This is a genomic window from Actinoplanes sp. NPDC051851, from assembly GCF_040681165.1.
GTDB lineage: Bacteria > Actinomycetota > Actinomycetes > Mycobacteriales > Micromonosporaceae > Actinoplanes.
Window position 1 is genome coordinate 220,299 of record NZ_JBFAYF010000002.1, and the last position, 17,825, is coordinate 238,123.

The 17,825-nt window shown below is 70.5% G+C and carries 14 protein-coding genes and 1 pseudogene; 8 read left to right on the plus strand and 7 right to left on the minus strand.

Annotated elements, in window-relative coordinates:
- The first annotated feature begins 23 nt into the window (after positions 1–23).
- Entirely contained in the window at positions 24–1,253 is a 1,230-nt protein-coding gene (gene fes, locus AB0M08_RS03450; RefSeq protein ID WP_364487667.1) for an enterochelin esterase, read from the plus strand.
- On the opposite strand, the gene AB0M08_RS03455 is transcribed toward fes, so the two are convergent.
- The 5 genes from AB0M08_RS03455 to AB0M08_RS03475 all read right to left on the minus strand — a co-directional run bounded on the left by AB0M08_RS03455 (position 1,250) and on the right by AB0M08_RS03475 (position 6,153).
- On the minus strand, positions 1,250–1,912 hold the full coding sequence (locus tag AB0M08_RS03455) for an isochorismatase family protein (RefSeq protein WP_364487670.1): 663 nt from the start codon (positions 1,910–1,912) through the stop codon (positions 1,250–1,252). The two genes, fes and AB0M08_RS03455, sit on opposite strands and share 4 nt — an antisense overlap.
- 7 nt (positions 1,913–1,919) lie before the next feature.
- Positions 1,920–3,587 carry a (2,3-dihydroxybenzoyl)adenylate synthase gene (locus tag AB0M08_RS03460; protein ID WP_364487673.1) on the minus strand — a complete coding sequence of 556 codons (1,668 nt, stop codon included), beginning with the start codon at positions 3,585–3,587 and terminating at the stop codon, positions 1,920–1,922.
- Complete coding sequence (locus AB0M08_RS03465) at positions 3,577–4,683, minus strand: isochorismate synthase (RefSeq protein WP_364487676.1); 1,107 nt, start codon at positions 4,681–4,683, stop codon at positions 3,577–3,579. Before AB0M08_RS03465 ends, AB0M08_RS03460 begins: the two co-directional genes overlap by 11 nt.
- Positions 4,684–4,945: 262 nt before the next feature.
- Complete coding sequence (dhbA, locus tag AB0M08_RS03470) at positions 4,946–5,926, minus strand: 2,3-dihydro-2,3-dihydroxybenzoate dehydrogenase (RefSeq protein ID WP_364487679.1); 981 nt, start codon at positions 5,924–5,926, stop codon at positions 4,946–4,948.
- Positions 5,923–6,153, minus strand: coding sequence for a phosphopantetheine-binding protein (locus AB0M08_RS03475; RefSeq protein ID WP_364487682.1), 231 nt, complete (start codon positions 6,151–6,153; stop codon positions 5,923–5,925). Before AB0M08_RS03475 ends, dhbA begins: the two co-directional genes overlap by 4 nt.
- 263 nt (positions 6,154–6,416) lie before the next feature.
- On the opposite strand from AB0M08_RS03475, the gene AB0M08_RS03480 reads away from it, so the two are divergent.
- The 3 genes from AB0M08_RS03480 (at position 6,417) to AB0M08_RS03490 (ending at position 9,807) form a co-directional block, all read left to right on the plus strand.
- Complete coding sequence (locus AB0M08_RS03480) at positions 6,417–7,127, plus strand: glycosyltransferase family 39 protein (RefSeq protein ID WP_364487685.1); 711 nt, start codon at positions 6,417–6,419, stop codon at positions 7,125–7,127.
- A 550-nt stretch (positions 7,128–7,677) separates the two neighbouring features.
- Positions 7,678–8,517: a siderophore-interacting protein gene (locus AB0M08_RS03485; RefSeq protein ID WP_364487688.1), complete on the plus strand. Its 840-nt coding sequence runs from the start codon at positions 7,678–7,680 to the stop codon at positions 8,515–8,517.
- Between the two features lie 102 nt (positions 8,518–8,619).
- Positions 8,620–9,807 (plus strand): MFS transporter, encoded by a 1,188-nt coding sequence (locus tag AB0M08_RS03490; RefSeq protein ID WP_364487691.1) that lies wholly within the window; start codon positions 8,620–8,622, stop codon positions 9,805–9,807.
- 835 nt (positions 9,808–10,642) lie between these two features.
- Here AB0M08_RS03490 and AB0M08_RS03495 read toward each other — a convergent pair.
- A pseudogene (locus AB0M08_RS03495) lies at positions 10,643–11,170 on the minus strand (hypothetical protein); the annotation flags it as partial.
- A gap of 370 nt (positions 11,171–11,540) precedes the next feature.
- Positions 11,541–12,503 (minus strand): glycerophosphodiester phosphodiesterase, encoded by a 963-nt coding sequence (locus tag AB0M08_RS03500; RefSeq protein WP_364487694.1) that lies wholly within the window; start codon positions 12,501–12,503, stop codon positions 11,541–11,543.
- On the opposite strand from AB0M08_RS03500, the gene AB0M08_RS03505 reads away from it, so the two are divergent.
- Genes AB0M08_RS03505 through AB0M08_RS03520 form a run of 4 tightly spaced genes read left to right on the plus strand, consistent with a single transcriptional unit; the run spans position 12,472 to position 17,820 of the window.
- Positions 12,472–13,929 carry a GMC oxidoreductase gene (locus AB0M08_RS03505; protein WP_364487697.1) on the plus strand — a complete coding sequence of 486 codons (1,458 nt, stop codon included), beginning with the start codon at positions 12,472–12,474 and terminating at the stop codon, positions 13,927–13,929. The two genes, AB0M08_RS03500 and AB0M08_RS03505, sit on opposite strands and share 32 nt — an antisense overlap.
- On the plus strand, positions 13,926–14,951 hold the full coding sequence (locus tag AB0M08_RS03510; protein WP_364487700.1) for a glycine betaine/L-proline ABC transporter ATP-binding protein: 1,026 nt from the start codon (positions 13,926–13,928) through the stop codon (positions 14,949–14,951). The genes AB0M08_RS03505 and AB0M08_RS03510 overlap by 4 nt, the downstream gene beginning before the upstream one ends.
- A complete protein-coding gene (locus AB0M08_RS03515) occupies positions 14,948–16,858 on the plus strand; it encodes an ABC transporter permease subunit (protein ID WP_364487703.1) in 1,911 nt (636 codons plus the stop codon). Before AB0M08_RS03510 ends, AB0M08_RS03515 begins: the two co-directional genes overlap by 4 nt.
- Positions 16,855–17,820: an ABC transporter substrate-binding protein gene (locus AB0M08_RS03520; protein ID WP_364487706.1), complete on the plus strand. Its 966-nt coding sequence runs from the start codon at positions 16,855–16,857 to the stop codon at positions 17,818–17,820. The genes AB0M08_RS03515 and AB0M08_RS03520 overlap by 4 nt, the downstream gene beginning before the upstream one ends.
- Positions 17,821–17,825: the final 5 nt, after the last annotated feature.

Consider the following 17,825-nt stretch of genomic DNA (forward strand, 5'->3'; position numbering starts at 1 on the left):
CCATCCGCCATGGAGGTTGCCGAATGTCCTCGAACCGGACGGTGCCCGCTAGCTCGGTCCCACCGCGGATCCCCCGGCCGTGGCCGGCGCCGCTGGCGGAGAGCCCGCGGATAGCCGCGCTGACACCGGAGGGGGTCGGGGAGTTCTGGGCCGAGGTGGAGCGCGACGGCGCCCCGCTGATCGAGAAGGACGGTGCGGAGGGCGCCCTGCTCACCTTCGTCTGGCGGGACCGCGCGCCGACCCGGGACGTGCTGGTGCTGGTCAACAAGCTGGCCGACCGGTCCAGGCTGGAGCAGTCGCGGATGCGCCGGCTGGCCGGGACCGACCTGTGGCACCTGACCTACCGGGTACGCGACGACTGGCAGGGTAGCTACCAGTTCGCGCCGGACGAGTCGGTCACCGCGCCGTCCGTGACCGACGCGGCCCACTGGCGCCGGGTGGCGATGAACCTGGTGGCCGACCCGCTGAACCCGGAGATCCTGGCGCAGACCCGGCCGCCGCACCGCTCGGTGGCGGCGGCGCCCGGTGCGTCGGCGGGCCCGCGCTGGTGGCAGCCGTCCGCCGGGGTGCCGGCCGGGACCGTCGACGTGGTCGAGACGCCGCGCCGGGTGTGGCGCTACACGCCGCCGGGCTACCGGGCGGACGGCGACCCCTACCCGCTGCTGGTCCTGCTCGACGGGGACGTGTGGGGGCCGCTGCTGCCGGTCGCGCCGATCCTGGACAACCTGATCGCCGCCGGGCGGATCCCGCCGCTGGTCGCGCTGATGCCGGACAGTGTGGACCGGCCGACCCGGTTCACCGAGTACGCGTGCGACCCCTCGTTCGTCTCCTTCCTGGCCGGCCCGCTCATCGCGTCGACGGGCCTGAACGTCACGGACGACCCGGCACGGACCGTGATCGCCGGGCAGAGCCTGGGTGGGCTGACGGCGGCGTTCGCCGGGCTGACCCGTCCGGACCGGTTCGGGAACGTGCTGAGCCAGTCGGGCGCGTTCTGGTGGCAGAGCAACTCCCCGGACGATGTGGACGCGGAATGGTTCAGCCAGCAGGTGGCGCTGATCGAGCGGCAGCCGGTGCGCTGGCGGGTCGAGGTCGGGCTGGACGAGTGGGTGAACCTGCTGCCCAGCCGGCATCTGCGAGACGTGCTGCGGGCCCGTGGATACCGGCTGGACTACACCGAGTTCGCCGGCGGCCACGACCGTCTCTGCTGGCGTGACCGCTTCGGCGACGCCCTGGCGTCCCTGCTCGGGGATTAGTTCCCGGCTTCCCCGGCGGTGGCCACCGTCTCCCCGGCGGTGGCCACGATCTCCTTGGTGGTGGCCACCACGCCGCAGCGCGTCTGGACGTGGCGGAGCGCGTCGCAGTGGTGGGCCGGGCTGAAGTCGGCGACCGCGTCGGCCACCACGAACGGCTGGACGCCGCGCATGAAGGCGTCCAGCGCGGTGGCCATGATGCCGATGTGCGCGTAGACCCCCGTGATGATCAGCTGATCCCGGTCGCCGAGCCGCTCGGCCAGGTCGGTGCCGACGAACGCGCTGTACCGCCGCTTGGTCAGCACCACGTCCTCCGGCCCGGGCTTCAGCTCGTCGGCGATCGCCAGCGCGCGGGGGTCGGCGGGCGGGCCGTCACCCCAGAAGTCCTGCAGGAGACCGCGCTCCTCGCGGCTCTGACCGCCCGGCTGTGCCGAGAAGAAGACCGGGATGCCGGTGCGGACGGCGTACTCGCGAAGGCTGTTGATGTTGCTCACGACCTTGGAGAGCAGCGCGTTGTCGGCGGTCCCGAACGGTGCCAGGAAGTGGTTCTGCATGTCGTGGACGAGCAGGGCGGCACGGCCCGGCTCGACCTGCCACTGGACCTTGCCGCCGGCGCGGGAGAACCCGGCCGGGAGGTGATAGGGCGTGATGCGGGGAAGCATGGCGGCGTCAGCCTTTCTGATCAGCCAGTTTCTGGAGTACGGCGCGGAGCTCCCGGCGGCTGGTCTTGCCGACGCCGGTCTGGGGGAAGCTCTCGACCACGCGGAGCCGGTCGGGGATCTTGTAGGTCGCGAGCCCACGGTCGCGCAGATGCTGCTTGATGTGCGGGAGCCGCGGCGTCTCCGCACCCTCCTTGAGCACGATGAACGCGCAGCTCCGCTCGCCGAGATAGGGGTCGGGGACGGCGACCACCGCGGCGTCGTGGACGGCGGGGTGGGTGAGCAGGTGATCCTCGATCTCCTCGGCCGCGATCTTCTCGCCGCCGCGGTTGATCTGGTCCTTGGCCCGGCCCTCGACGGTGAGGTAGCCGCGCTCGTCCTGCCGGACCAGGTCCCCGGTGCGGTAGAAGCCGTCCTCGGTGAACGCGACCCGGTTGTGCTCGTCGGCGCGCCAGTACCCGCGGATCGTGTACGGCCCCCGGGTCAGCAGGTGCCCGACCGTCCCGTCCGTCACCGGCACGTCATGGTCGTCGACGACCCGCACCTCGTCGTCCGGGGAGATGGGGCGGCCCTGGGTGTGCAGGATCAGGTCGTCGCCGTCGTCCAGCCGGGTGTAGTTGACCAGGCCCTCGGCCATCCCGAAGACCTGCTGGAGCGTGCAGCCGAGGGTGGGGCGGACCCGTGCGGCGACCGTGTCGAGCAGTTTCGCCCCGCCGACCTGGAGGACCTCCAGGCTGCTCAGATCGTTCGTCGTGGACCTCGCCGCGTCCAGCCACACCAGCGCGAGCGGCGGGACCAGGGCGGCGATGGTCACCCGCTCCCGTTCGATCAGCGGGAAGACCACCGCCGGGTCGGGGGTGGTGGAGAGGACCACCGTGCCGCCCGCGTGCAGGACGCCGAGCACGCCGGGGGAGGACATCGGGAAGTTGTGCGCCACCGGGAGGACGACGAGGTAGGCGCTCTCCGGGGTGAGCTCGCAGATCTCGGCGCTGGCCCGGACGCTGTAGAGGTAGTCGTCGTGCGTACGCGGGATGAGCTTCGGCAGCCCGGTGCTGCCGCCGGAGAGCTGGAGGAACGCCAGGTCCTGCGGCTCCGGCCCGTCGTCGGTGTACGGCTCGTCGCGGTAGAGGCCGGCCAGCGCGACCTGCCCCTCGCCCGGCTCCCCGGCCACGATCACGGCCGTCCTGTTCGTCAGCGTCCGGTGGTCGAAGCCGTCGTAGACGTCCGTGGTGACGAACGCGACCGCCTCGGTGTGCTCGACGAAGTAGCCGATCTCCGCCGCCCGGTGCGCGGGTAGCGCGAAGACCGGCAGCGCCCCGAGGCGGAAGAGCGCGAAGATCACGTCGAAGTACTCGGCGACGTTGGGCAGCTGCACGACGACGCGGTCCCCGGCGCGGATGCCGAGCTCGTCGAGCCCGGCGGCCAACCGGCCGACGTTGTGTTCCAGCTCACCGTAGGTGATACGGCGGTTCCGATCGACGATCGCGGTCCTCTCCGGATGTTTCCGCGCCGATTCGTCCAGCAGGTCGTGGAGGGTCTGGCCGGTCCAGTAGCCCCGCTCGCGGTAGAGCTTCGCGAACTCGTCCGGCCACATGTCGCTCCGGTAGCCGTGCTCGGCATCGCGGTTCGTGGCATCGCGGTTCGTGGCATCGCGGTTCGTGACAGTGTCAGGCCGCATGCTGCACCCCCAGGGCGGCGAGCATGGTGCCCAGCTTGGCGGTGGTCTCGGCGAGCTCGGCCTGTGGGTCGGAGCCGTCCACGATCCCGGCGCCCGCATAGACGTCCAGCCCGTCCGGCCCGGCCGTCGCGCAGCGGATGGTGACCGCCCACTCGCCGTCCCCGTTCGCGGCGGTCCAGCCGACCATGCCGGCGAAGAACCCCCGGTCGAACGTCTCCAGCTCGGCGATCGCGCGCCGGGCCACGTCCGGCGGGGTGCCGCAGACCGCCGGCGTCGGGTGCAGCGCCGTGGCCAGGGCCAGCGCGGAGACGCCCGGGTCGGCGATCTCACCGGTGATCCGGGAACCCAGGTGCCACATGGTCGGGGTGGCGGTGAGCGTCGGCTCGGAGGGCACCCGCAGGTCCCGGCAGAACCCGCGCAGCCCGTCGGCGACCGCCTCGGCCGCGAACGTGTGCTCGTGCCGGTCCTTCGCGGAGACCAGCAGCCCGGCGGCCCGGCGCGCGTCCTCGGCCGGATCCGGGCTGCGCGGGATCGAGCCGGCCAGCGGGTGCGCGCTCACCGTGGTCCCGCGCCGGGCGACGAGCAGCTCGGGGCTGGCGCCGAAGAGCGTCCGGCCACCGCCCACGTCGACGCCGAACGTGTACGCCCCGGCCCCACTCGCCGCCAGCCCACGGACCACGGGCGCCGGGTCGAAGTCCGGGGTGTTCAGCCGCAGGGCACGGGCGAGGACCACTTTGGTGTACGCCCCGGCGCGGATGTCCCGCACGGCGCGCTCGACCGCCGCCACGTACTCGTCGTCCGGCAGCGGATCGAGGTGCGCCTGACTCTTCGGGCTCACCGGCGGACGACTTTCCCGCTGCCCTATCACCAGACTTTGTCGTATTTTTTCCGGTACGACCAGGCGGGCCGGTGCGTCGAGTGCGAACGGCACGGCACCGACGACGATCTCAGCGCCGTCCCGCAGCAGGGTGCCGGCCTGCTCGGGACAGCCGGCCTCGGCACGTACGCCCTCGGCCAGCAGCACGCCCCGAGGCGAGACGAACACCGAGGACCCGCCCGGCTGATAGGCCGCGAGCAGGCCGGATTCGTCGAACACGATAGTTCTCCCTTGTTGTTCGGAGCTGTCTCAGGCTGGTGTCCCGCGGGTCGGCTCTCCGCCCGGGCTCGTCAGGCCCGGCTCTCGTCTGTCACCCGTGCTGCGGTGGCGGGCTCTCGCGCGAGCTCGCCCGGGATGTTCCGGCGGCGTTGCCTGGTGGGGTGGGCGTTGCCTGGTGGGGTGGGCGGTGCCGCCTGGTGGAGCGGGTGGTGTCCCCGGCGGAGTGGGCGGCGTCGCCTGGTGGGGTGGGCGGTGTCGCCGGTCAGGCCCGGAGCGTGGCGCCGCCGTCGACGTAGAGGTCGTGCATGGTGATGTGGCGCGCCCGGTCGGAGGCGAGGAAGAGGACCGCGTTGGCGACGTCGTCCGGGGTGGCGATGCGGCCCAGCGGGATCCCGACCCGGAATGCGGCGGGGTTGCCCGCGAGGACCGCCGACGAGTCGTCGCCGTCCCACAGCTCCCGCTGCATCGGGGTGTCGGTCGACCCCGGCGCCACGATGTTGCAGCGGATCCCGTGCGGCGCCAGCTCCAGCCCGAGGCACTTGGTGAACATCGTGGTCGCGGCCTTCGACGCCGCGTACGCGGCCATCCCCGACCGTGGCACCCCACCCGCGTTCGACGACACCGTGACGATCGCGCCCCGCCGCCGCGGGATCATCCGGCGTGCGACCGCCCGGCTGAAGTGGAACACCCCGGTGGTGTTGACGGCGAACGTGTGCGCCCAATCCTCATCGGACAGGTCCACCACGTCCCCCAGGTGCAGCACCCCGGCCACGTTCACCAGCAGGTCGATCGGCCCGTCGACGGCGTCCACGACCGCCTGCACCCGCGCGGGGTCGGTCACGTCCGCGGCGTACGCCTCGACCAGCGGATGCTCCGGCTCCTTCAGGTCCACGGCGACCACCCGCACACCCTCGGCGACCAGTGCCAGCGCCACCGCCTCCCCGATGCCCCGTCCGGCCCCGGTCACGATCGCGGTCTTCCCCTGCATCCCGTACGGGCTCACCCTGCCCCGATCACCCTCCCGCGATCCGCCGCCGCCCGGCCCCGTGCCGCGCTGGTTGTCTGTGCCCGGTCTTGCGTCGGGCCCGCCCGGTCTTGCGTCGGGCTCGCCCGGTCCGGTGCCGTGCTCGCCCGGCGCCGCGTCGCGCTGGTCGGTGGCGTCCGGGTGTGCGCTGCGCTGGTCGTTCTCGTTCTCGTTCCAGGGCGGCCCGTCGTCGTGCCGGGTGTTCTCGGCCGGGCTCACGGCGCGGAGGCCAGTCGCGCCCAGGCCTCGATCGTCGGCTCGTCAGCCAGGTCGAGGAACCCGATGTCGTGCCCCTGCTCCCGCCAGCGCGTCGAGAGCATCAGCACCCTGATCGAGTCCAGCCCGTACTCGATCAGGTTCTCGTCGTCAGCCAGCTCATCCGGGTCTTCGCCGAGCACTTCGGCGACGTCCCGGCGCAGGCGCTCCTTGTCCAAGGGCATGGTCATGCCATCGGCTCCGTTCGTGGTTAGGTTAGGCTAACCTAGCATCGAGCGGAGTGTCCGCAATATGCCTCCTGCCGTGACAAGTGCAACCATTAAGGACGCTTGCGTGGCCGGTGGTGATCCCCGGCAGTTCGGTGACGTCATGCCACTCATCATGCTGCGGCGCGCATCGCTTGGCATCGGTCCGTGGTAGGGCTCCTCCCCGACCCTGGTAGTAGTTCCGTGGACCGATGCCTCGGTGGTCGTCGATGCGTACCGTCGGCGAGGTGGACGAATCGGATGCACCTCAGAGCGTGCGCCGGCGCATGGCCTGGAGTGTGGTGGGGCCGATCGCCGGTGTTGCCACGGCGCTGTTGCTGCTGTTCGCGCCCACGTATGGGTATCACCGTGACGAGCTCTACTTCCGGCTCCTCGCGACGCATCCGCAGTGGGGCTATGTTGATCAGCCGCCACTGACGCCGATGGTGGACCGGGTGGCGATCGCGCTGTTCGGCGACCACCTCGTCGCGATGCGGCTGCCGTGGGCGTTCGCGCTCGGCGCGGCCGCGGTGCTCGCCGCGGCGGTCGCGCGGGAGGTGGGCGGTGGCGCGTTCGCACAGGGGCTGGCCGCCTCGGGGGTGCTCAGCGCGTATCCATTGAGTGCGGCACACGTGGGCTCGACCGCGGCGCTGGACCTCCTGGTCTGGCTCGGCGTGATCCTCCTGGCGATGAGAGCGCTTCTCCATGACCACCCACACGCGTGGCTCGGGGCCGGACTGGTCGCGGGCGTCGGGCTCTACAACAAGCACCTGGTCGTGCTGCTGCTCCTCTGCCTGGCGGCGGGGCTGCTCATCGCCGGCCCGCGGCGGGTGCTGCGATCGCCGTGGCTCTGGGGCGGTGTCGCGATCGCGCTGGTGGGCGGCCTGCCGAACCTGATCTACCAGGTGGCGAACGGATTTCGCGGATCGTGTGCGCCTACCGCCCCTGCTCACCGTTGAGCGCGTGCGCCCGCTGCCCCTCTCGTGCCGTTTGTGTGCGCGCTGCGCCGCTTGCGCGCTGCGCCGCTTGCGCGCCATTCGTGTATCCGCGCCGCCCCCAGGTTCATCGGTCGCGGCGCCGTCGACTGTGCGACGCGGACTGATGCGACGGTGGGTGGCGATCGGCGACCCCGGCAGTCCTGGAGACCCCCGTGTGTGCAGACGCGAGCGCGGCGTGGGGTGTGCCGGGCACCGGGTGAGCGGGGGCTGGGTGCCGGGTGAGCGGGGGCTGGACGCTGGGTGCCGGGTGTGGGGTGAGCGGGGTGTGGGGTGAGCGGGGTGTGGGGTGGGGCTGGGTGAGCGCAGGGCGGGGTGCGGGCGCGAGGGCGAGCGGGGAGGGGCGGGTTGGGGGCTGGTTACCGAGTGCGGTGTTGATCTCGAAAAACTTTGTTTCTGTTCCACTAGGGGGTGGTATCCCGCAGAATGGGCGGGCGGGGCGGATGATCGTTGGAAATAAGGGTAGCCTTACCTGACTAGCGGAGATCCTCCCACCGGCAGTGAGGTGCAGACCATGGCGAACAGACCGGCGCGACCTGCCCATGAAGGCTTGGTCACGCGGGTGGAGCAGCTCACGCCGCACATGGTGCGGGTGGTGGTGGGTGGCGAAGGGCTGACCCGGATCACTGCTGGGCAGTTCACCGATCACTACATCAAGGTGCTCTTCCCGCAACCCGGCGTCGATTACCCGGAGCCGTTCGACATGGGCGTGATCCGGGAGACGCTGCCGCGGGAGACCTGGCCCGTCGTGCGGACCTACACCGTACGTAAGTGGCTGCCCGAAGTCCCCGAGCTCTGGGTCGACTTCGTCGTGCACGGGACCGAGGGTATCGCCGGGCCGTGGGCCGCGCAGGCTCAGCCGGGGGATCCGGTCCGGTTCATGGGGCCCGGCGGCGGCTATGTGCCCAGCGCCGACGCGGCCTGGCACCTGCTCGCCGGGGACGAGAGCGCCCTGCCGGCGATCGCGGCCGCGCTCGAGGGGATGCCCGACGGCGCCCTGGTCCGCGCGTTCATCGAGATCGACGGGCCCGACGAGGAGCAGAAGCTGGAGACCGCGGCGGACGCCGAGATCACCTGGCTGCACCGTGGTGGCCGTCCGGTCGGCGAGGCGCTGGTCGAGGCGGTGCGCGGGCTCGCGTTCCCGGAGGGGCAGCTGCAGGCGTTCGTGCACGGCGAGGCCACTTTCGTACGCGAACTACGCCGTTTTCTGCGTGTTGAGCTCGGTCTCGGGCTGGACCAGCTGTCGATCTCCGGCTACTGGCGCCGCGGCATGAACGAGGACGGCTGGCAGTCCAGTAAGCGGGAGTGGAACGAGCAGGTCGAGCAGGAGCAGGAGACGCCCGCCGCGGTCTGACCGTCAACGATGCTCGTCACGACTTCTTGATAAGCATCACAACGCGGAATCGGTCCTTACCCCCGCCGCGCGTCCCCACGCCGGCGGGGCCATGATGGTGCCGTGGTAATCCAGGAGGAGAAAGCAGTCAAGCCGCGCCAGGGACGGATGTTCGCCCTGGTCGCGCTCGTGCTCGCGGCGGTGAACCTGCGGCTCGCGGTCACCAGCGTCGGTCCGGTGCTGGTCGAGATCCGCGACGGGCTCGGGATGAGCACGACCACGGCGGGACTGCTGACCTCGGTTCCGGTGGTCTGCTTCGCGACGGTCGGGCTGCTCGCTCCCCGGGCGGCCCGCCGTCTCGGTGCCGCACCGGTGATCGCCGGTGGTCTGACACTGCTCACGATCGGGCTCGCGGTGCGGCCGTACGCGGGAGATCCGGTCCTTTTCCTTCTGCTGAGCGCGGTGGCATTGGCCGGGATCGCGCTGGTCAACGTGCTGCTGCCGTCGATCGTCAAGGACCGTTTCCCCGGGCAGGTCGGCACGATCACCGGCGTCTACACGGTCGCGCTGAACATCGGTGCCACCACGGCGGCCGCGGCGACCGTGCCGCTGACCAACGCCTTCGACGACTGGCGCCTCGGGCTGGCCTGCTGGGCGGCGTGCGCCGTGATCGCCCTGCCGCCGTGGCTGCTGATGGCCCGCGATCGTGGACCGGTCACCGCACCGGCGGCCGCCACGTCCGAGATCCGCATGATCCGCCAGCCGATCGCGTGGGCGCTCGCCGTCTACTTCGGCATGCAGTCGACCTCGGCGTACGTGATCATCGGTTGGCTGCCACAGGTCTACCGGGACGCGGGTGTGTCGGCGGAGCTGGCCGGTGTGCTCTTCGCGGTCACGTCGTTCCTCGGGGTGCCGCTGGGCATGGCGCTCTCCTCGCTCGCCGGCCGGGTGCGGAGCCAGAGCGGCATCGCGGTGGGCCTCGGGTTGTTCGGGATGGCCGGGTATGGCGGGCTCTGGGCCGACCCGGCCGCCGCGCCGTGGCTGTGGGCGATCCTGCTGGGCGTCGTGAACACGGCGTTCCCGCTGGTCCTGACCATGATCGCGCTTCGTGGCCGCAACCCGTCGACGGTCGTGAAGCTCTCCGCCTTCGCGCAGGGCGTCGGCTATCTGATCGCGATCCCGGGTCCGATCCTGATCGGTGCCCTGCGTGACGCCACGGACGGCTGGCACGTCCCGATGGGCCTGATGGTCTGCCTGATGGTCCCGCAGATCGTCGCGGGCTTCTTCGCGGGCCGCGACCGCCAGATCTGACCTGGGAGACGGCGGGCCGCGACCGCCGGATCCGACCTGGGAGACGGCGGGCCGCGACCGCCGGATCCGACCTGGGAAACGGGGCGAGGCCCGGCGGAGTGCCGGGCCTCGCGGGGTGGTTCGTCGGTGCCGGTTACCAGCCGCTGCGGCGCGGGTTGCGGCGGGCGAAGGCGAACCCGACCAGTACCAGCAGGACCAGGACGGCGCCGCCGCCGAAGAGGGCCGGGTGGTCGCCGAGCAGGGCCAGCGGGCCGCTCGACGTGGTGGCCGGCGGCTCGGCGATCGAGTCGGCCAGGTCCTCGGCCGGGGTGGCCTCGTCGTCCGGCGCGCCGTCGTCGGTGTACTGCACGTCGGCCTCGGGCGCCTCGGTGGTCCTGGTCGCCTTCGGCTTCGCGGCCTTGGTCGTCGTCTCCACCTCGGCCGACGAGGAGTCCGAGTCCGAGTCCGAGTCCGAGGAAGAATCCGAGGAAGAGTCAGAGTCAGAGGAAGAGTCGGAGTCGGAAGAGGAGGAGTCCCCGGTCAGGGAGGACTTGGTCGACTTCGTGGTCACCGACGCGGTCTCGGAGGGCTTCGGCTCGATGGTGGTCTTGACCGAGTTCCCGGAGCTGACGGTGCCACTCGAGGTCTTGGTGGGCGAGGCGGTCACCGTGCCGGCGTTGGTGTTGTCACCACCGCCGTTGTTGTTCCCGTTGTTGTCGTTACCGCCACCGTTGTTACCGCCACCGTTGTCGTTGCCACCGTTGTTGCCGTTGTTGTCGTTCCCACCGCCGTTGTCGTCGCCGCCGTTGTCGTTCCCGCCGGCGTTGTCGTCGTCGTCGCCGGCGTCGGCCGCGCCGACGGTGATGCGGACGGCGTCGATGGCCGGGGTCTGGTTGGCGCGCTCCATCATCGGCGTACGGTGCGACCCGTCACCGGCCCACGAGGCGCACTGTGCGACGCCCTCGGTGGGCAGGCCCGGCACCTGGATGGTCACCGTGTCCGGCGTACGGCCGCCCTGCTTGTCCTCGGTGGCCACGAAGAAGGCCGGCACCGGCGCGGGGTCGGGCGCCTCGTCCGTGCTGGTGAGCATCCGGCAGGCGGTGTGGAAGTGGCCGCGGACGATGCCGTCCTGCAGGACGCTGGACTCCACGTAGTACCCGCCCTGGCCGGCGGCGAGGAAGCGGTCGCGGATCAGGTTCCGGGTGCTCACCTTGAGCGTGAACGGGGTGTTCGGCTCGACGGCCTCGGGCGCCTCGGTGATCAGCAGGGAGGCGTCGTTGGCGGCCGAGGCGACCTCACCGAACTCGGTGGAGACGCACCGGTTGCCCTCCTGGAAGCCGGTGTGCGGGGAGAGGTTGCTGTCGATGCAGGTGTCGGTCAGGATCTTCTGTCCATTGACGATCTTGCCGGCGCCGCTCTCGCTGGCGGCCTTCGTCGAGTTCGACACCTCGTCCGCGTGGGAGAGTTGGGTGAAACCGATGACGCCGCCGGCCGCGGCGAGCACCGCTCCCGCGGCGAGGATCCGCGTGCGACCCGTGCTACCCATGGAGTGACCTTCCGACTACTACGTTCGTCATTGTGTGACGCCGACACGCGAACGTTAGGAGTCCGTCTCACAGAAATCAATTCCGGGAGCCGTTCCCGATCCCTTCCCCGCGAAAAATTAAAGAAAACTCAAGGCGAACTCGTGACATCCACCGTTCGGGTGATGCCGAGGGTTCAACAAGATCACGAGAAATTCGATCTGAGCAGCGCTAACTCGGCCAGAGCCCTCGGGCCGCGTACACCTCGCGGAGGACCTCGATCCGGTCCGTCATGATCCCGTCAACGCCAAGATCTAATAGTCGCACCATTTCCTGTGGATCATCGATGGTCCAGAGATGAACGGCAATTCCAAGGCGATGGAGATAGGTGAGGAATCGAGGGGTGAGAACGGTGATCGGCCCATGCTTCACCGGAATCTGCGCGGCCACCACGGATTCCGGCAGCCGGACCCGGACGCCGGTGTGCGAGGCGGCCCACAGGAAAGAAAGCGAACGGATTCCGAGTGAGGTGGCCACCCGGGGCCCGGCGAGCTTGCGGATCCGGGTCAGGCGGGCGTCGTCGAACGAGGCGAGCAGGACACGATCCTCCGCGGCGGCCTCTCGGACGACCCGGAGCGCGGGCTCGACCGCCGGCGAGGATTTCAGCTCGATGTTGAAGCGGATCTCCGGCCACCCGGCGAGGACCTCGTCGAGCCGGGGCACGGTGGCGGCCCCGCCGACCCGGATGGTCGACAGATCGGCCCAGGTCAGGTCGGCGACCCGGCCGGGGTGCCCGGCGACCCGGTCGAGGGTCTCGTCGTGGATCACCACCGGTACACCGTCGGCCGTCGCGTGCACATCGGTTTCCACATAGCGGTAGCCCAGCTTGGCGGCCCGGTCGAAGGCCTCGGCGGTGTTCTCGTCGCCTGCCGCGGCCCCGCCACGGTGGGCGAAGGCGAGCGGCGAGGGGGCGTCCAGGTACGGGTGCGGCACGTGGGCAGTATGCCGGGCTTGTTGCAATGTCGTAAAAGACGTCTGAGCCCATTGACCCCCGCCATAGGCGTGAAGATCATGTTCAGCACGGCGCGATGGAAGGCGGCGCGAACTGAAAACGATCGAGTACGACGTGGTGATCGTCGGCGGTGGCACGGCCGGTTCGGTGGTGGCATCACGATTGTCGGCGAACCCGGACATACAGGTGTGCGTAGTCGAGGGCGGGCCGTCGGATGTCGGTGACCCGCGCGTGTTGCAGCTGCGTAACTGGATCAACCTGCTGGAAACATCATTCGACTACGACTATCCGATCGTGCCGCAGGAGCGCGGGAACTCGTACGTCCGGCATTCCCGGGCCCGGGTCCTCGGCGGGTGTTCCTCGCACAACACCATGATCAGCTTTTTGCCGCCGCCGGAGGACTTCGCCGACTGGGTGGCGGCGGGCGCGACCGGCTGGTCCTACGACGAGATGCGCCCCTACTGGGAGCGGCTCGCCGTCAACATCACGCCGGTGGCCGAGAAGGATCGCAACCCGCTGACCGCGGACTTCGTCGAGGCGTGTCACGGCGCGCTCGGCGTGCCGGTCTACGAGGACTTCAACGCGCAGCCCTTCGCGGACGGCACCGGCTTCTTCCCGGTCGGGTACCACCCGGAGACCGGCGTGCGCTCCTCGGCGTCGGTGGCCTACCTGCACCCGTACCTGGACCGTCCGAATCTGACCATCCTGACCGAGACCTGGGCGTACCACCTCGACCCGGAGCGCGGCGTCACCGTGCGCGGCGCGGACGGCGAGGTCACGCTGATCACGGCGCGGCAGGAGTACGTGCTCAGCGCCGGCGCGATCGACACGCCCCGGTTGCTGCTGCTCTCCGGCTTCGGGCCGGCGGGCGACCTGGCGAAGCTCGGCATCGAGGTGCGGGCGGACCTGCCCGGCGTCGGCGAGAACCTGCTCGACCACCCGGAGTCGCTGATCCTCTGGGAGTCGAGTAAGCCGATCCCGCCGATGTCCGCGATGGACTCCGACGCGGGGCTCTTCGTCCGGCGCGACGCGGAGGCCGGGCGGCCCGACCTGATGTTCCACCTGTACCAGATCCCGTTCACCCTGCACACCGAGCGCCTCGGCTACGACGTACCCCGGTGGGGGTTCGGAATGACGCCGAACATCCCGCGCCCGAAGAGCACGGGGCGGCTCTGGCTGGCCGATTCTGATCCGGAGACCAAGCCGCTGCTCGACTTCCGGTACTTCACCGATCCGGACGGCTACGACGAGAAGACGATCGTCGACGGCCTGCGCCTGGCGCGGGAGGTCGCGGCGACCGAGCCCTTCGCGTCGTGGATCGAGCGGGAGATCGCGCCGGGCCCGGAGCTGCGCTCCGACGAGGAGCTCTCCGCGTACGGCCGCTCGGTGCACCACACCGTCTTCCACCCGGCCGGCACCTGCAAGATGGGCGCCGCCGACGACCTGATGAGCGTGGTCGACCCCGATCTGCGCCTGAAGGGCTTCCCGAACGTGCGGATCGCCGACGCCTCGGTCTTCCCCACCATGCCCTCGGTCAACCCGATGGTCACGGTCCTGATGATCGGCGAGCGGGCAGCTGACTTGATCATGGAGAAAACAGCAGAGTGATCAGCGTCGAGCATCTCTGGAAGGTCTTCGGCCCCAAGGCAGGGAAGATCCCCGGTTCCGAGTACGGCCGGCTGTCCCGCCCCGAGCTCCGGGCGAAGACCGGCTGCCTCGCCGCGGTCCGGGACGTCAGCTTCGAGGTGGCGGCGAACGAGGTCTTCGTCGTCATGGGCCTCTCCGGCAGCGGCAAGTCGACGCTGGTCCGCTGCCTGACCCGGCTGATCGAGCCGACCAGCGGCGAGATCAGCATCGACGGCGAGCCGATCCGCACCATGTCCGACAGGCGACTGCGCGAGCTGCGCCGGCACCGGGTCGCCATGGTCTTCCAGCACTTCGGCCTGCTGCCGCACCGCACGGTGCTGGACAACGTGTCGTACGGGCTGGAGATCCAGGGGACTTCGAAGGCCGCCCGGCACCGGCGGGCCGCCGAGATGGTGGAGCTGGTCGGGCTGACCGGGCACGAGCACCAGCTGCCCGCCGAGCTCTCCGGCGGCATGCAGCAGCGGGTCGGCCTGGCGCGGGCGCTCGCCACCGACCCCGAGGTGCTGCTCTTCGACGAGCCGTTCAGCGCGCTGGACCCGCTGATCCGCCGGGACATGCAGGCCGAGGTGCGCCGCCTGCACGCCGAGGTGGGCAAGACGATGGTCTTCATCACCCATGACCTGGCCGAGGCGCTCACCCTGGGCGATCGGATCGCCGTGCTGCGCGACGGCGACCTCGTGCAGGTGGGTACGCCCGAGGAGCTGGTGGGCGCGCCCGCCGACGACTACGTGTCGGACTTCGTGCGGGACGTGCCCCGGGCCGACGTGCTGACGCTGCGCTGGGTGATGCGACCACCGGCCGGCGACGAGGAGTACGAGGATCAGCCGCTCCCGCAGGACACGGTGATCCGGGACGCGGTGGCCCGCGTGCTCCGCGCCGGGAAGCCCATCGCGGTGGTCGACGGCGAGAAGCGCGTCGGCGTGGTCGACGCGGAACAGCTGCTCCCCGCACTCCTGGGTCACCAGCGGCGGGTTCCCGCATGACGGTGGCGGCGGCCCGACCAGCCGGTCCGGCGGGCGGCACCACGGCCCGCCGGGTCGCGACGGGGCTCTTCTCCGTGCGTACCGTGGGAATCGCTCTGGTCGTGGCGACCGTGGTCGCCTATCTCTGCTTCCGCACGACGGCGGCCGCGGACTCCTCGGACGCCGCCGCCTTCCGCTTCTTCACCGGCGTGCGCGACTGGGTGGACGCGAACCGGGACACCAACCCGATCTTCCTGTTCGGCGTCAACTACCTCCGGCTCGGCGTGAAACTGCTGACCGACGCGGTCGCCTCCGGGCTGACCGGGCTCGGCTTCGGTGGCCTGGTCGCGGTGGCCGGCGCGATCGGCTTCGTGCTCGGCGGCTGGCGCTCCGGGCTGCTGGCGCTCGCCGGATTCCTCGGGTTCGGGCTGCTCGGGCTCTGGGACGAGAGTGTCGAGACGCTCTCGCTGACCATCTCCGCGGTGCTCATCGCGGTGCTGTTCGGTGTGCCGATCGGCGTGCTGGCGGCCCGGGTGCGCTGGGTCGGCGCGGTGTTGCGGCCGCTGCTCGACGTGATGCAGATCCTGCCGACCTTCGCCTACCTGGCGCCGATGACGCTGCTCTTCCTGATCGGCTCGCCGGCCGCGGTGGTGGTCACCCTGATCTACGCGATCCCGGTGACCATCCGGATCACCGAGCTCGGCATCGGCGGGGTCCCGGCCACGACGATCGAGGCGGCCGAGGCGCAGGGCTCGACCACGTGGCAGGTGCTGACCAAGGTACGGCTGCCGATGGCCCGCCCCACGCTGGTGCTCGCGGTCAACCAGACGATCATGATGGCGCTCGCGATGGTGGCGATCACCGCGCTGATCGACGGTCCCGGGCTCGGCGTGAACATCCTGCGGGCGCTGGAGCGGGTCAACGTCGGCGCCGCCTTCGACGCGGGCGTGGCGATCGTGCTGATGGCGATCGTGCTGGACCGGGTGACCTCGGCGGCGGCGAAGCGGCGGCGCACCGACTGGAGGATCGCCGCGCCGGTCGTGATCGCTGCTCTCATAACAGCAATTGTCGGCATAAATCCGACACTGCCGGAGTGGTCTTTCGCGGAACCGGTCAACGACCTCACCCACTGGGTCGAGATCAACTGGTACGACGGCACCGAGTGGCTGAAGAACACCGCCACCACGATCCTGCTCAACCCGCTCGAGAACGTCCTCACCACCACCCCGTGGTGGCTGTTCACGCTGGTGGTGCTCGCGTTCGGGATGCTCTTCGCCGGCTGGCGGGCCGCTCTGATCGCCGGTGCCTGCGCCGCCGGGCTGACCGGCCTGGGCCTCTACCAGCACGCCATGCAGACGCTCGCCAACGTGCTGGTCGCCACGGTCCTGACGCTGCTGGCCGGGATCACCGGCGGGGTGCTCTGCGCCCGGCACGACCGGCTCGCCACGGTGGTCCGCCCGGTGCTGGACGCCGCGCAGACCATGCCCAGCTTCGTCTACCTGCTCCCCGCGGTGGCCCTCTTCGGCGCCACCCGGTTCACCGCGATCGTCGCGGCCGTCATCTTCGCCGTCCCGCCGGTGGTCCGCCTGGTCGAACGGGGCGTCCGCGACGTGCCCGCGACCGTGGTGGAGGCCGCGCTCTCGGCCGGATCGACGCCGCGCCAGCTGCTCTGGAAGGTGCAGCTGCCGATGGCCCGGGGCGGCCTGCTGCTCGCCGCCAACCAGGGCATCGTCATGGTCCTCTCGATGGTCGTGGTGGGCGGCCTGGTCGGCGCGGGGGCGCTCGGATACGACGTGGTGGCCGGCTTCTCCCAGCACGAGGACTTCGGCAAGGGCCTGGCCGCCGGCTTCGCGATCGTGCTCCTCGGTGTCCTTCTGGACCGCTTGACCCAAGGTTTCCATCGTGCTGCTGGGAGAGGAAGTTCATGAAGTATCGGAAGCTGACGGCCGTTGCCGCGGTCGGTGCTCTGCTGCTGGCCGGGTGTTCCGGCGCGAAGTCGGACGCGGGGGAGGCGGACACCGCGGCGAGCGCCGGCAGTAAGGGCACCGTCAACCTGGCCGTCAACCCGTGGGTCGGCTACGAGGCGGACGCCGCCGTGGTCGCGTACCTGCTGGAGCACGAGCTCGGGTACACGGTCAACAAGAAGGACCTCAAGGAGGAGACCTCCTGGCAGGGCTTCGAGACCGGCGAGGTCGACGCGATCCTGGAGAACTGGGGTCACGAGGACCTGAAGAAGAAGTACATCGAGGAGAAGAAGGTCGCGGTCGAGGCGGGCCCGAGCGGCAACGTCGGCACCATCGGCTGGTACGTCCCGCAGTGGATGGTGGACCAGTACCCGGACATCACCGACTGGAACAACCTCAACAAGTACGCCGACCTCTTCAAGACCTCCGAGTCGGGCGGCAAGGGCCAGCTGCTCGACGGCGACCCGTCGTACGTCACCAACGACGAGGCGCTGGTCACCAACCTGAAGCTGAACTACAAGGTGGTCTACGCGGGCAGCGAGGCGGCGCTGATCAAGGCGGCGCAGCAGGCGACCGCGCAGAAGAAGCCGCTCCTCTTCTACTTCTACGAGCCGCAGTGGCTCTTCTCCCAGGAGAAGTACGTCCGGGTGAAGCTCCCGGCCTACACCGACGGCTGTGACGCGGACGCCAAGAAGATCGCCTGCGACTACCCGGACTACACGCTCGACAAGGTCGTGAGCCAGAAGTTCGCCGACACCGGCGGCGCCGCGTACGAGCTCATCAAGAACTTCACGTGGACCAACGACGACCAGAACCTCGTCTCGGACTACATCACCAACCAGGGGATGGACGACGAGAAGGCCGCCGAGAAGTGGGTCAAGGAGCACGAGTCCACCTGGAAGCCCTGGATTCCGGCCGGGAGCTGATCGCG

Excerpts from the sequence above, each read along its gene's own strand:
- AB0M08_RS03500 (WP_364487694.1), bottom strand. The coding sequence starts at position 12,503 with ATGTCCGGGTTCGCCGACAATCGTGATGCCACCACCGAACCGGCCGTG.
- AB0M08_RS03475 (WP_364487682.1), bottom strand. The coding sequence starts at position 6,153 with ATGACCATGCCCTTGGACAAGGAGCGCCTGCGCCGGGACGTCGCCGAA.
- AB0M08_RS03460 (WP_364487673.1), bottom strand. The coding sequence starts at position 3,587 with ATGCGGCCTGACACTGTCACGAACCGCGATGCCACGAACCGCGATGCC.
- AB0M08_RS03455 (WP_364487670.1), bottom strand. The coding sequence starts at position 1,912 with ATGCTTCCCCGCATCACGCCCTATCACCTCCCGGCCGGGTTCTCCCGC.
- AB0M08_RS03520 (WP_364487706.1), top strand. The coding sequence starts at position 16,855 with ATGAAGTATCGGAAGCTGACGGCCGTTGCCGCGGTCGGTGCTCTGCTG.
- AB0M08_RS03515 (WP_364487703.1), top strand. The coding sequence starts at position 14,948 with ATGACGGTGGCGGCGGCCCGACCAGCCGGTCCGGCGGGCGGCACCACG.
- fes (WP_364487667.1), top strand. The coding sequence starts at position 24 with ATGTCCTCGAACCGGACGGTGCCCGCTAGCTCGGTCCCACCGCGGATC.
- AB0M08_RS03485 (WP_364487688.1), top strand. The coding sequence starts at position 7,678 with ATGGCGAACAGACCGGCGCGACCTGCCCATGAAGGCTTGGTCACGCGG.